Raw genomic sequence first — 13,795 nt, 5'->3', positions numbered from 1 at the left:
TGTTTTTAAGGGCTACCCATCCTCCCCCTTGTTCCCGAAATCCGGTGTCTTGCGCTTGCGGGCGGTGCCGTGGGTGGTCTTGTGCCAGTGGTGGGGGCGGATGAAGAAGTCCCAGACGGCGCGGTAGAAGGCGAAGCTGGCGCAGAGCCAGTAGGCGGGGATGAGGGCGAGATCGCTGAAATGCGGGTCGAAGCCGCGGGCGCGGGCGGCGCTGCGTCCGGCAATGACGGCGGCGCCATAGCCGGAAATGGCGGCCAGCGCGCTGAGGCAGACGGTGATGTCGGACATGAGCCCATCGGGCACGGGCATGTTCCACAGGCCGATCAGGTAACCCATCAGGATCATGCAGAATATGGGGTGCAGGCCGAGCGTCAGCAGGCTGCCGCCGATGAGGAAGGCGATAGGCACCGCGCGGCGCGGGCTCATGTCATGCCACAGCATGGACGGATCGCGCAGGTGGACGAGCACTGTCTGCAGCCAGCCCTTGTACCAGCGTGCCCGCTGCGCATACCAGACCTTCCACGTCACCGGCGCTTCTTCATATGTGGCGCTGTCGAGGGCGGCACTGGAAAAGCCGAAGCGGGCAAGGCGCAGGCCAAGGTCGGCATCTTCCGTCACATTGTAGGGGTCCCACCCGCCTGCGGTAACGAGGGCCGCGCGGCGGAAATGGTTTGAGGTGCCACCCAGCGGAAAGGGCCATTCCTCGCCGGAAAACCACGGAATGACCTGATCGAACAGGCTGGCATATTCCATGGCAAACTGGCGGGTGAAAAAGCTCTCCTCCGCATTGTCGATGACAAGGCTCGCCTGCAGGCAGGCGAGGCTTTCCGGGCTCTCCCGGAACTTGCGCACCGCCTTTTTCAGCTGGCCGGGCTCGGGCCGGTCTTCCGCGTCATAGATGGTGACGAACTCGCCCATGGAGGAGTCCAGCCCATAGGCCAGAGCCCTTGGTTTGGTGCGCGGATGGCCCGGCGGCACCACCACCACTTCCATGCCTTCGCGCAGCAGGCCCCTGAAGGCCACGCGGGTTTCCCGGTCGTCCTGCTCCACCAGAAAACGGATGTCGAGCCTGTCCGCCGGATAGTCGAGCCTGGCAAGGCCATCCACCAGCGACGGCACGACCGCCGCCTCCTTGTAGAGCGGGACCAGCACCGTATAGAGCGGCCACTCTTCTTGAAATGGCCGCGCATGGGGTTGCGCTGCCGCCCGCTGGGACTGAAAAAAGGCTTCCTCTGCGGCGAGACGCGCCCGTTCCTGGGCCTGCCGCGCGCTCGAAAGCCGGGCGATTGCGGTGAGAATGCAGGTGAGGCCCACAACAAGGCTCAGCAGCAGCATCTGCACATCAAAGGGCAGAACCATGCCGGCGAAGAAGCTGGCGGCCATGGCGCCCGCGCCGATTTGCTGGCGGGGCGTCACGCGGGTGCGGGCCGACATGTGGGGAAAGCGGGCTTCCAGTTCGCCGGCGGGCGCATTCAGCACCGTCAGGGCGTGGCGCAGGGCCGAAGGCGTGGCGATGCGCACGGCCGCACTCCAGTCCGGATGGCGCAGAAAGAAGGCGCGCAGTTCGGCGACGTGCTCAGGTTCGGGCGCAACCACATAGACCGGCCCCTCCCGGCCGAGGCCGATCATCATCGGCCCGGCTTCACCCGGGCCGCATTGCAGCACGTGGCCATTGACCAGCAGCGGGCGGAAGCTGCCGACTGGCAGAAAGGGAACGCCGCAGACTTCCGCCACTGCGCTGTAATAGGCCTCTTCCGTGAGGATGGCATTGCGCATCATGTAGTGCACGGGATGGACACCGTGATAGGATGCCAGCTGACAGGCAGACCGCAGCGCAGAGGCAGAAAGACCCCGTGACACAAGGACATGCATCTCCTCTTGCAGCAATTGCTGCGGCGCGGCTCTTTCATTTTTCGGGACTGGTCCGTTTTCGGAAGAGGCCTGATGGGCCGCTGCCTGCGGGCGGGGCGAGGGAGATTCACACTGCAGGAATGCTTCGCCGGCGTCTGCTGCCATTCTTGGCAGCTTCACAGTGTCTGACGCAGTCTCCTCTGCCACAACAGACATCGCCCGCCCCTTCCGAGGCCGCCGGACACACACTCATCCGGCTCCCGCAAGGAGTACGGCAGAAGATATTCCCACAATCAACAGTTTTATATTTTTTAGTCTCAATTGCGATTGGTTTTATACCGGCCCAGGCACCAGCTCAGGAAACTGCGAATCCTTCGCCGCTGAACGGAGCGGGCATGACCATTTTCATTCCCAACTTCCGCGATCCGCGCGCGCTGGCCGAACGTCCCGCGCAGCCGCCGGAGAAGATTGAATTCCTCGCCTCGGATGATTTTCCTCCCTTTTCCTTCCGTGACCCGCAAGGACGCCTGACCGGCTTCAATGTGGATCTGGCGCGGGCGGTCTGCGAGGAGCTTGGGGCCTCCTGCAGTCTGAGGGTGAAGGCCTTCGAGGCTCTGCCGGATGCGCTGATGGCGGGGGAGGGCGATGCCATTCTCTCCGGCCTTGCCAAGACGGAAGCTCTGCGGCGGGAGATGGCCTTCTCCGACACCTACATGCGCCTGCCCGCCCGGTTCGTGCTGGGGCAGGGCACGGACAGCTTTGATCCCAACATGCCATCTGCAAAGCGCATCAGCGTCGAAGCCGGCAGCCGCCACGAGGCCTTCCTGAAGGCCGCCTTCCCGGGCCTTGCCGTCGAGCCGTTCCCCACAGCAGGGGAGGCAAGGGCTGCGCTGAAGGAGGGCAAGGCCGACGTGCATTTCGGCGACGGCATGGCGCTGTCCTTCTGGCTGGCCAGCAAGGAGGCGGATGGCTGCTGCCGCTTTGCCCCCGGCCCCTGGCTGGAGCCGCGCTACTTTGGCGACGGGCTTTCCATTGCATTGCGCCGTGACGACCAGGCGCTGCTGGACGCGCTGAACTATGCCCTGCGCCAGGTGCAGGACAAGGGCATCTATGGCGAGCTTTACCTGCGCTATTTCCCGGTGGGGTTCTACTGAGGCTTCAGACCGCCAGCAAAGCCATTGCCAGACCGGCCGGTTCTGGCTAAGCCGGGTCACTCTTTGCGCGCGGAGCCCATCCGCCGCCACAACAGGACAGCCTGATGACCGAATTTCTCTGGACCCGCCCGGAAGGCACGCCGGATGCAACCCTGCTTCTGGCCCATGGCGCCGGTGCGCCGATGGACTCCGCCATCATGAACCGGCTGGCCGCAGCCCTTGCGGCCGAAGGCATTGCCGTGGTGCGGTTCGAGTTTCCCTATATGGCCGCCCGCCGTACCACGGCCAAGAAGGCTCCGCCGCCGAAGGCCGAACTGCTGGTCGGTGCCTATCAGAAGGCCATGCAGGCGCTGATGGGTGAGGTGGAAGGCCCGTTCCTCATTGGCGGCAAGTCCATGGGCGGGCGCGTTGCCGCCATGCTCACGGCCGGCGCCTCGCTGCCGGGCCGTGTGAAGGGCGTTGTCTGCATCGGCTATCCGTTCCACCCGCAGGGCAAGTCCGATGTCTGGCGCCTTGAGCCGCTGGAACAGGCCCGCCGCCCCATCTTCATTGCGCAGGGCGAGCGTGATCCCTTCGGCAGTCAGGCCGAGCTGGAAGACGTGACCCTGCCGGGCACCTGCGAGATCCTGTTCCTCGAAGACGGCAACCACGACCTCGGGCCCCGCGGCCAGTCGCCCGCGACCTGGGACAGCAACATCACGGCCACCGCCAAGGCCGTTGAGGAGTTCGCCCGCAAGGTTCTGGCCGCCTGAGATTGCAAGCCCGGTGCGCTTGCCGCACCGGGCTTGAGCAACTCCCGATGAGTCAGCCTCATCGGGAGTTGATATCAGTCAAGCGCGCGGAAGTGCTTGGAGAGCTTCAGCTCCTGCCCCTGATAGTTGGAACCGATGCCCTCGCCATAGAGCTGATGCGGGCGCTCGGCCATGTGCTCATAGACCAGCCGCCCGACCGTCTGGCCATGCTCCAGAATGAAGGGCACGTCGTGCGAGCGCACTTCCAGCACGGCGCGTGAGCCTGTGCCGCCCGCGGTGCTGTGGCCAAAGCCGGGATCGAAGAAACCGGCGTAATGCACGCGGAATTCTCCCACCAGCGGATCGAAGGGCACCATCTCGGCGGCAAAATCCGGCGGCACATGCACCGCTTCCTGGCTGACAAGGATGTAGAACTCGTTCGGGTCGAGCACCAGTTCGGCCGCCCCGCGCCGGTAGATCGGGTCCCAGAAGTCGAGCGGGTGATGCGCATCCTTCAGGTCCACGTCGATGACGCCCGTGTGGTGCTTGGCGCGGTAGCCGACGAGGCTGCCATCGCCGGAGCCTTCCAGATCGATGGACAGTTGCACGCCGCCGCCGATGCGCTCCATGCCGCCGGAAACAAGGCGCAGGCGCGCATGCACGCCTTCCAGCTCGTTGTCCGGGATCAGCGGTTCACCGGCGCGGAAGCGGATCTGCGACAGGCGGGAGCCACTGCGCACCAGAATGGGGAAGGTGAGCGGCGAGATTTCCGCATAGAGCGGCCCGTTGTAGCCGGCCGGCACAGTGTCAAAGGCGCGCCCGCCATCGGTGATGACGCGGGTGAAGACATCAAGCCGCCCGGTGGAGCTTTTCGGGTTGGCGGTCGCCGAGATGGCATCGGGCAGCGCCAGACTTTCCTGCAAGGGCACGATATAGACGCAGCCCGTTTCCAGCACCGCGCCGCGCGTCAGGTCGATGGTATGCAGCGCGAAGGCATCCAGCTTGTCGGCGACGGCGACGCCATTGCCCGGCAGGAAGCTGGCGCGCACCCGGTAGGCAAGCCCCCCGAGGCGCAGGTCAAGGCTGGCTGGCTGAATCTGGCCGTCGACAGGCGCCAGCTCGCTGCGGATCGTTCCGGCGCGGAACATGTCCTCGATCATGTGGGCGGGCAGAATGCCGTCTGGGCGCATGGCAAGCCTTTCATGGAGCCCGGGAGGGGCGTTATCTTCCTCTGCGCTGTCATTAGCCGATGGCAGGGTCTTGGCCAACCCTTTCATGGCGGGTCCATGGCTGGCAAAGATTGACCACCGGCCATGAAAGGCGTATTTGCAGACAGGATCCGTGGTGATTTGAGCCGGCCGGCTTGCAGCCACGTTAAAGAAGTTGCTAAAGAGGCCGGGGAGAAACACCCGGCCTTTATGGCCGGTTTTTTGTTTCTGGAGCGAAGACCGATGAGCGCATCCGATACCCCGTCCTTCCGCCCCCTGCGTCCGGCCACCCGTCTTGTGCATGGTGGTACTGTCCGCTCCCAGCATGGCGAGACCTCCGAAGCCATCTTCCTGACGCAGGGCTTCGTCTACGCCAATGCGGAAGCAGCAGAAGCGCGCTTCAACGGCGAGGATCCGGGCTATGTCTATTCGCGCTATTCCAACCCCACCGTTGCCATGTTCGAGCAGCGCATGTGCGAGCTGGAAGAGGCGGAAGCGGCCATCGGCACCGCCAGCGGCATGGCCGCCGTCAATCTGGCGCTGATGGCTTCCGTCAAGGCCGGTGATCATGTGGTTGCCGCCAAGGCGCTCTTCGGCTCCTGCCGTTACATCGTTGAAACCCTGCTGCCGCGTTTTGGCGTCACCAGCACGCTGGTGGATGGCACGGACCTGGATCAGTGGCGCGCTGCAGTGACGGAGAACACCAAGGCCGTGTTCCTTGAGAGCCCGACCAACCCGACGCTGGATGTGATCGATATCGCCGCCGTCGCGGAGATCGCTCATGCCGTTGGCGCCCGCGTCATCATCGACAACGTCTTCGCCACGCCCATCTTCCAGTCGCCGCTGAAGCTGGGCGCCGATGTTGTGGTCTATTCGGCCACCAAGCACATTGACGGCCAGGGCCGTTGCCTGGGCGGCGTCGTGCTGTCCGATGCCAAGTGGATCGAGGAAGAAGTGCTGCCGCTGGTCAAGCACACCGGCCCGGCCATGAGCCCGTTCAACGCCTGGGTGCTGCTGAAGGGGCTGGAGACGCTGCCGCTGCGCGTTGCCCAGCAGTCTTCCAGCGCGGCCCGCATTGCCGACCGTCTGGCGGGTGATCCTGCCATTGCCCGCCTGATCTATCCGGGTCGTGACGACCATCCGCAGGCCGCCGTCGCCCGCAGGCAGATGCGCGGCGGCTCGACCATGCTGGCTTTCGAGCTGAAGGGCGGCAAGGCGGCAGCCTTCGCCTTCACCAATGCGCTGGAAGTGATCAAGCTGTCCAACAATCTGGGCGATGCCAAGAGCCTGATCACCCATCCATCCACCACCACGCACAAGAGCGTTGCCGAAGAGGCGCGGCTGGAACTGGGCATCACCGAAGGCATGCTGCGCCTGTCCGTGGGCCTTGAAGATCCGCTGGACCTTCTCGAGGATATCGAGCGGGCACTGGCGGCAGCCCGCTGAGCACGGGACGATATCAGGACGGGGTGGAGTGCTTGAAAGCACTCCACCCCGTCAGTCATTTTCACGCTTGCACTTTTCGTGTGCGTTGCGGCGCTCTATATCTTGAAAATGACACGCGGAGCCGGCAACAGCCTGATCCGCTTCACGAATTGTTGAGGAGCCGGAAGGCCATGTACCGGGCCGTTACCAACGGGATACAGGTCACAGTCGAACCCTTCTATCTGGCGGACCAGTCCTCGCCGGAAGAGGGGAGCTATGTCTGGGGCTATACCGTCGAGATCGTCAATCTCGGGGATGTGCCGGTCCAGTTGCGCCGCCGCCACTGGCTGATTACGGACGGCAACGGTCAGATGCAGGAAGTGGAAGGGCCGGGTGTGGTCGGGGAAGAGCCGGTCATCAAGCCGGGCGAAGCCTTTGAATATTCCTCCGGCTGCCCGCTGACCACGCCCTCCGGCATCATGGAAGGTGCCTATCTGATGGAGCTGCCGGACGGGCGCATGATGAATGTCTCCATCCCGCCCTTCTCGCTGGACACCCCGAACCGGCGCGGGTTTCTGAACTGAAACCCACTCCGCCGGAGGCTGCTCAGGCGAGCCGGTAGCGGGCGATGGCGCCGCGCTCGATGGCAGCGCAGGTCAGCTTGTCGAGGCGGAACCGGTCGCGCAGGAGTTGCAGGATGCGCAGCTCTTCCTTCGAGACCGCAATGTCGGAGGCCGCCACCTCCACAGCCAGCGCATAGGCCGTGTCATAGAGCAGGTGCGGCAGGGTCTCGGCGATGATGGTCAGCACGTCATTCATGCCATCCTCGGCCTGCAGCAGCTGGGTGCAGCGCTGGGCCGCCGGCAGCACGTTGGCCGGGTCGAAACCGTCGAAAACCGGCAGCATGCGGGTCACGTCGCCGATGGTGGCAAGCTCATTGTCGGTCATCAGCCCATCGGAGGCCGATGTGATGACCATGACATAGATCAGGGCTTCCTGGATGCTGAACGGCTTGCTCATTGTGGCTGCACGGTCCTGTTGAACAGTTTCAAGGCTCAATGGGTAATGCTTCGGCAGGCCGCCTTCAAGAAGGGCCGCAAATATTTGTGCCTGCGCGGCCTTCTCGCGGGCAGAGTTTGATTGACGCAAGCCCGCGGCTTTTCTAGTGTCCGCGCTCCGGCCGCCCGCAGGATCTCGCGGGCAACGGAACCGGATTCCCGAAAACATCACGGACCATCTGAGATTATGAGTGAACGTTCCCTCCCTTCGCTTGACCTGTCGCCCGCTTTTGTCGAGGCGGCCCGGACCTCCAAGGCCTGGCCGTTCGAGGAAGCCCGCAAACTGGTGAAGCGCATCGAGAAACGTGATCCCTCGATCCCGGTCCTGTTCGAAACGGGATACGGCCCCTCGGGCCTGCCCCACATCGGCACCTTCGGCGAGGTGGCGCGCACGACCATGGTGCGCACGGCCTTCCGCATCCTCACCGAAGACAAGATCCCGACCCGCCTGCTGTGCTTCTCCGACGATATGGACGGCATGCGCAAGATCCCGGAAAACGTGCCGGATCAGGAAGCGCTGAAGCCCTATCTGCAGATGCCGCTGACGGTTGTGCCGAACCCCTTCGGCGGGGACTACAAGAGCTTTGGCGACCACAACAACGCCATGCTGCGCCGCTTCCTCGACACTTTCGGCTTTGAATACGAGTTCGCCAGCGCGACCGAGTATTACAAGTCCGGCAAGCTGGATGGCATCCTGCTGAAGGCCGTCGAGAAGTATCAGGAACTGATGGACGTGATGCTGCCGACGCTCGGCGAAGAGCGCCGCGCCACCTACAGCCCGTTCCTGCCGATCTCGCCCATCTCCGGCCGCGTGCTCTATGTGCCGATGAAGGACGTGAACGCCCGCGAAGGCACCATCACGTTTGAGGATGAGGATGGCACCGACGTGACCCTGCCGGTCACCGGCGGCAAGGTGAAGCTGCAGTGGAAGCCGGACTTCGGCGCCCGCTGGGCGGCGCTCAACGTTGACTTCGAGATGTTCGGCAAGGACCATGGCCCGAACATGCCGGTCTATGACCGCATCTGCGAAGTGCTGGGCGGCACCCCGCCGGAGCATTTCGTCTACGAACTGTTCCTCGCCGATGACGGTTCGAAGATCTCCAAGTCCAAGGGCAACGGCCTGACCATCGATGAGTGGCTGACCTATGCCTCGCCGGAGAGCCTTGCGCTCTACATGTTCCAGAAGCCGAAGACCGCGAAGAAGCTCTATTTCGACGTGATCCCGCGTGCCGTGGACGAATATCTCGCCTTCGCAGGCAAGTTCGCGGAGATGACGCCGGAACAGAAGCTGATGAACCCGGCCTGGCACATCCATTCCGGCAACGTGCCTGCGACCAGCTCGCCGGTGCCTTTTGCCATGCTGCTGAACCTCGTCTCGGCCTCCAACGCCGAGAACAAGGACGTGCTGTGGGCCTTCATCACCCGATATGCGCCGGGCGTGACCAAGGACACCCATCCGAAGCTGGATGAACTCGTCACCTATGCCATCCGCTACTTCGACGATTTCGTGAAGCCGTTCAAGCAGTTCCGTGCGCCGGACGATGTGGAGCGGGCCGCTCTCGAAGCGCTCGATGCCGCGCTGGCTGCCCTGCCGGCGGGTGCCGACGGCAACACCATTCAGGATGCCGTGCTGGATGTCGCGCGCAAGATCGAGCGCTATCAGGACCAGACGAAGAAGAGCCCGGACGGCGGCCCCGGCGTGTCGGTGGCCTGGTTCCAGGCGCTCTACAAGGTGCTGCTGGGCCTCGAACAGGGCCCGCGCTTCGGCTCCTTCGTGGCACTCTACGGCATCGCCGAGACCCGCGCCCTGATCGCCAAGGCCCTCAGCGGCGAACTGGCTGCCTGAGCCTTTGAAGTTTTGATGTTTTGAGCCGCCGCAGCCTGCAAGGGCTGCGGCGGTTTTGTTTCTGGGACGGGCGCATTGTTTTTCGTGGTGACGGGTAACGGCGTGGATGCCATGGTCGAGCCATGGCATGACGAAAATGGGGAGGTTTGTGCGGAAATCTCGCCTAGCATGTGGGGCCGTATCCGCAGAAGAGCTGTCTCGAAACCTGAACCACTCGCTCCGTCATGCCATGGCTCGACCATGGCATCCATGCCGTGATCTCTCCAGACGGGCAGCCCCGCGACATGCCCGTTCCATCACTGCTTCGCGTAGGTGAACAGCGTAGAAAGCAAAACGCCCGGCACAGGGCCGGGCGTCGAGGCTAACTTGCAGAACCTGTCAGGCTGCATCCGCCGTGACGGCGGCTTCGGCCTTGGGCGGGAACTTGCCGTAGAAGCTCTCGTTGGTCTTGGCCATTTCGCGCAGCAGGCGGTTGGGCTTGAAGCGCGGGCCCCACTTCTTGGTGAACTTCTTGCACAGCTCCACGAAGGCATGGGTGCCCATCATGTCGATGTAGCTCAGCGTGCCGCCGGTATAGGGGGCAAAGCCGAAGCCGAGGATCGAGCCGACATCGGCCTCGCGCACGTCCGTCAGGCACTTTTCCTCGAAGATGCGGGCGGTTTCCAGCGCCTGCATCACCAGAAGCCGCTGCTTCAGCTCCTCGATGTTGAAGTGATCGGCTGCCTTGGGCTTGCCCACGACCTCCGGAATGCCGGGCCACAGGCTCTTTTCCTTGCCTGCATAGTCATAGAAGCCCTTGCCGTTCTTGCGGCCGAAACGCTCGCGCTTGACCACCATCTCCTCAAGGATGTTGTCGAGCGGGCCTTCCACATAGTTGACGCCAAGGTCCTTGCGGGTGGCCGAGACGATCTTCCAGGCGAGATCCAGCGCCACTTCATCGCCCAGCGACAACGGGCCGACCGGCATGCCGGCCATCTTGCCCGCATTCTCGATCATGGCCGCCGGAACGCCATCGGCCAGCATCATCAGGCCTTCGCGGACATAGGTCATGACCACGCGCGAGGTGTAGAAGCCGCGGCTGTCGTTGACGACGATCGGCGTCTTCTTGATGGCCTTGATGTAGTCCAGCGCCATGGCCAGCGCCTTGTCGGAGGTCTTCTTGCCGAGGATCACTTCCACCAGCATCATCTTGTCGACGGGCGAGAAGAAGTGGATGCCGATGAAGTTCTTCGGGCGGGAAGAGGCTTCCGCCAGCGAGGTGATCGGCAGGGTGGAGGTGTTGGAAGCGTAGATGGCGCGGGCCTTCATCGCCGCCTCGGCCTTTTCCGTCACCACACGCTTGACCTCACGGTCCTCGAACACGGCCTCGATCACCAGATCGCAGTCGGCGAGAAGGTCATAGTTGTCCGTCGGGGTGATGCGGGCGAGGAGCTTTTCCTTTTCCTCCGCCGTGGCATGGCCGCGCGAGACGGCCTTGCTCATCAGCTCGTCCGAATGGGCCTTGCCCTTGTCGGCGGCGGCCTGATCGCGGTCGATCAGCACCACGTCGATCCCGGCCTTGGCCGTGACATAGGAAATGCCCGCGCCCATGAAGCCGGCGCCGAGCACGCCGATCTTCTTGATCTTGTTCGGCTTCACGTCCTGCGGACGGCGGGCGCCTTTGTTCAGCTCCTGCATGGAGACGAAGAGCGAGCGGATCATGTTCGCCGCTTCGGGGCTCTGCAGCACATTGGCGAAGTAGCGGCTTTCCACCTGCAGGGCGAGATCCATCGGCAGCTGCAGCCCTTCGAAGACGGACTTCAGCAGGGCGCGGGCGCCGGGGTAATTGTCGTGGGTCTCACGCCGGTAGATGGCATTGGCGGCAGGCCAGAACTGGAAACCGGCGGGGGAATAGACCGGGCCGCCCGGCAGCTTGAATCCCTTCTCGTCCCACGGCTTCACCGGCTTGACGCCTGCCTGCAGCATCTTGCGGGCGGTCTCCACCAGCTTCTTCGGCGCTGCCGTCTCGTCCACCAGCTTCATCTGCTTGGCCTTGGCGGCACGCAGGGTCTGGCCCTGCAGCAGGAACTGAAGGCCGGCCTGCGCATCGGTCATGCGCATGACGCGCTGGGTGCCGCCTGCGCCGGGGAAGAGGCCGACCTTTACTTCCGGCAGGCCCATCTTGAAACTGTCATCCTCCGCGGCAACCCGGGCATGACAGGCGAGCGCCAGCTCGGTGCCGCCGCCCATGCAGGTGCCGTTGATGGCGGCCACGAAGGGTTTGCCGCAGGTCTCCAGCTTCCGGTAGATCAGCGACAGGCGGCGGGAGCCCTCGAACAGCGCCTTGGCGGCCGCTTCCTGGTCCTTCGCACGCTCGGCATGGAAGCCCTTGAGCAGGCCTTCCAGCATGGTCAGGTCCGCACCGCCCGAGAAGGCGGCCTTGCCGGATGTGATGATGGCGCCCTTGATGGCATCCGCCGTGGCCACATGGGCAACGATCGCTTCCAGATCGTCCATCACGGACAGGTCGATGACGTTCATCGACTTGTCCTTCATGTCCCAGGTGATCAGGGCGATGCCGTCGGCGCCGGTTTCAAGAGTGAAGTTCTTGTAGGTCATGGCTTGTCTCCTCCGGTCTCTTGTCACACGCGCTCGATGATCGTCGCCGTGCCCATGCCGGCGCCGATGCAGAGGGTGACAAGGGCAGTGTTCAGGTCGCGGCGTTCCAGTTCATCGAGAACCGTGCCGAGGATCATGGCGCCGGTGGCGCCCAGCGGGTGGCCGAGCGCGATGGCTCCGCCATTGACGTTGACCACGGACGGATCAAGGTCGAAGGCCTGCCGGTAGCGCAGAACCACGGAGGCGAAGGCCTCGTTGATCTCGAACAGGTCGATGTCCTTCAGCTTCATGCCGGAATTGGCCAGCAGCTTTTCCGTCACATCCACGGGGCCGGTCAGCATCAGCGCGGGCTCCGAGCCGATGTTGGCAAAGGCGCGGATGCGGGCGCGGGGCTTGAGGCCAGCCGACTTGCCGGCCTTGCGCGAGCCGATCAGCACGGCGGCAGCGCCATCGACGATGCCTGAGGAATTGCCCGCGTGGTGCACGTGGCGCACCTTTTCCAGCTCCGGATGGGCGGCAATGGCCACCGCATCGAAGCCGCCCATGGCGCCCATCATCTCGAAGGAGGCGTTGAGCGAGGCAAGCGACTGCATGTCCGTGCCGGGGCGCATGTGCTCGTCACGGCCAAGGATGGTGATGCCGTTGACATCCTTCACCGGCACCACGGACTTGTTGAAATAGCCCTTGTCCCAGGCGTTCGCCGCCCGCTTCTGGCTCTCCACCGCATAGGCGTCGCAGTCGTCACGGGTGAAACCGTATTTGGTGGCGATGAGATCTGCCGAGACGCCCTGCGGCATGAAATAGGAGGGCAGGGCCACCTGCGGATCGACCGGCCAGGCACCGCCGGATGCGCCGATGCCGATGCGGCTCATGCTTTCCACGCCGCCCGCCACGACCAGTTGATGCTGGCCGGACATGACCTGCGCGGCGGCCATGTTCACCGCATCAAGGCCGGAGGCACAGAAGCGGTTGATCTGCATGCCCGGGACCGAGTTGTCATAACCGGAAGCAAACACCGCCGCACGGGCGATGTCGCCGCCGGCCTCGCCGATGGGATCGACGCAGCCCAGCACCAGATCGTCCACCTGACGGGTGTCCAGCTTGTTGCGGTCGCGCAGTGCCTCCAGTGCGGTGGCGGCAAGGCGGACGGCGGTCACCTCGTGCAGGCTGCCGTCCTTCTTGCCGCGCCCGCGCGGGGTGCGCACATGGTCGAATACATAGGCCTCGGGCATGGTTTCCTCCTGATGTGGTTCTTGTCAGGCCTTGGCGGGCAGCGGGTGCCCCGGCATGAGTTCATAAGGGTGCACCCAGCCGGGCAGGGCGCGGATCGCATCCAGCCAGCGGGCGATGTTGGAATAGGGGGTAAAGTCGATGCCGATCTCTTCGGGCCAGAAGAGATAGCCGCAGAGGGACAGATCCGCCGTGGTCGGCCGGTCCGCCGCCACGAAACGGCGCCCCTCCAGATGCTTGTCGAGAATGGCGTAGGCCGACTTGGCCCGCGCCTCGAAGAAGGCCGTCACCGGCGTCTCGCCGGTCTTGGCGAACTGGCGCAGGAAGCGGAGCGTTGCGGTGTAGCTGGTGAGCTTGTGGTTGTCGAACAGCACCCAGCGCAGGATTTCACGAGCTTCGTCTTCCGTGTGGGCGCCGAACTCGCCCAGTTCCTCGGCGAGGTAATCAAGGATGACGCCGGACTGGCTGAGCTTCAGGCCCTTGTGCTCCAGCACCGGAATCTCGCCCATTTCGTTCACTTCGGCGCGGAACTCCGGCGTGCGGGTGGCGCCATTAAAGAAGTCGCAGAAGCGGGCTTCCCACTCAGCTCCGGCAAGCTGGAGCATGAGGGCAACCTTGTAGGCGTTGCCGGACTGGGCGAAACAATGCAGGACATACTCGGCCATGAAACCTCCAGCCCGCAGCGGCGGGCTTT

11 protein-coding genes and 1 riboswitch are annotated in these 13,795 nt (G+C 64.0%); of the genes, 5 read left to right on the top strand and 6 right to left on the bottom strand.

Annotated elements, in window-relative coordinates; genetic code table 11:
* Positions 1-12: 12 nt before the first annotated feature.
* Positions 13-1,779 (bottom strand): glycosyltransferase family 2 protein, encoded by a 1,767-nt coding sequence (locus tag ACVNHC_RS01245; protein WP_457166485.1) that lies wholly within the window; start codon positions 1,777-1,779, stop codon positions 13-15.
* A gap of 467 nt (positions 1,780-2,246) precedes the next feature.
* Here ACVNHC_RS01245 and ACVNHC_RS01240 point away from each other — a divergent pair, with 467 nt between their 5' ends.
* On the top strand, positions 2,247-3,005 hold the full coding sequence (locus tag ACVNHC_RS01240) for a transporter substrate-binding domain-containing protein (protein ID WP_457166229.1): 759 nt from the start codon (positions 2,247-2,249) through the stop codon (positions 3,003-3,005).
* 104 nt (positions 3,006-3,109) lie between these two features.
* Positions 3,110-3,757 carry an alpha/beta fold hydrolase gene (locus tag ACVNHC_RS01235; protein ID WP_457166228.1) on the top strand — a complete coding sequence of 216 codons (648 nt, stop codon included), beginning with the start codon at positions 3,110-3,112 and terminating at the stop codon, positions 3,755-3,757.
* A gap of 74 nt (positions 3,758-3,831) precedes the next feature.
* Here the strand turns inward: ACVNHC_RS01235 and ACVNHC_RS01230 are convergent, their stop codons facing one another.
* Entirely contained in the window at positions 3,832-4,926 is a 1,095-nt protein-coding gene (locus tag ACVNHC_RS01230) for a 2'-deoxycytidine 5'-triphosphate deaminase (protein WP_457166227.1), read from the bottom strand.
* A gap of 141 nt (positions 4,927-5,067) precedes the next feature.
* Positions 5,068-5,147: riboswitch (SAM riboswitch) on the top strand.
* A gap of 40 nt (positions 5,148-5,187) precedes the next feature.
* On the opposite strand from ACVNHC_RS01230, the gene ACVNHC_RS01225 reads away from it, so the two are divergent.
* A complete protein-coding gene (locus ACVNHC_RS01225; RefSeq protein ID WP_457166226.1) occupies positions 5,188-6,390 on the top strand; it encodes an O-succinylhomoserine sulfhydrylase in 1,203 nt (400 codons plus the stop codon).
* A gap of 170 nt (positions 6,391-6,560) precedes the next feature.
* Positions 6,561-6,953: a Co2+/Mg2+ efflux protein ApaG gene (gene apaG, locus ACVNHC_RS01220; RefSeq protein WP_019962998.1), complete on the top strand. Its 393-nt coding sequence runs from the start codon at positions 6,561-6,563 to the stop codon at positions 6,951-6,953.
* Between the two features lie 22 nt (positions 6,954-6,975).
* Here the strand turns inward: apaG and ACVNHC_RS01215 are convergent, their stop codons facing one another.
* A complete protein-coding gene (locus ACVNHC_RS01215; RefSeq protein ID WP_050470895.1) occupies positions 6,976-7,389 on the bottom strand; it encodes a tellurite resistance TerB family protein in 414 nt (137 codons plus the stop codon).
* Between the two features lie 225 nt (positions 7,390-7,614).
* Here ACVNHC_RS01215 and ACVNHC_RS01210 point away from each other — a divergent pair, with 225 nt between their 5' ends.
* The gene (locus ACVNHC_RS01210) at positions 7,615-9,273 is read left to right on the top strand and encodes a lysine--tRNA ligase (RefSeq protein ID WP_457166225.1); all 1,659 of its coding nucleotides are present in this window, start codon (positions 7,615-7,617) and stop codon (positions 9,271-9,273) included.
* A 378-nt stretch (positions 9,274-9,651) separates the two neighbouring features.
* Here ACVNHC_RS01210 and ACVNHC_RS01205 read toward each other — a convergent pair whose 3' ends face one another.
* The 3 genes from ACVNHC_RS01205 to ACVNHC_RS01195 are packed head-to-tail and all read right to left on the bottom strand — an operon-like array spanning position 9,652 to position 13,766.
* Positions 9,652-11,871: a 3-hydroxyacyl-CoA dehydrogenase NAD-binding domain-containing protein gene (locus ACVNHC_RS01205; RefSeq protein WP_457166224.1), complete on the bottom strand. Its 2,220-nt coding sequence runs from the start codon at positions 11,869-11,871 to the stop codon at positions 9,652-9,654.
* A gap of 23 nt (positions 11,872-11,894) precedes the next feature.
* Positions 11,895-13,103, bottom strand: coding sequence for an acetyl-CoA C-acetyltransferase (locus tag ACVNHC_RS01200; RefSeq protein WP_094462236.1), 1,209 nt, complete (start codon positions 13,101-13,103; stop codon positions 11,895-11,897).
* Positions 13,104-13,127: 24 nt separating this feature from the next.
* Entirely contained in the window at positions 13,128-13,766 is a 639-nt protein-coding gene (locus tag ACVNHC_RS01195; protein WP_457166223.1) for a glutathione S-transferase family protein, read from the bottom strand.
* Positions 13,767-13,795: the final 29 nt, after the last annotated feature.

This window comes from Pannonibacter sp. Q-1 (genome assembly GCF_054073275.1).
The sequence above is the reverse complement of the archived record's forward strand: the minus strand, read 5'-3'. Positions and strand labels throughout refer to the sequence as shown.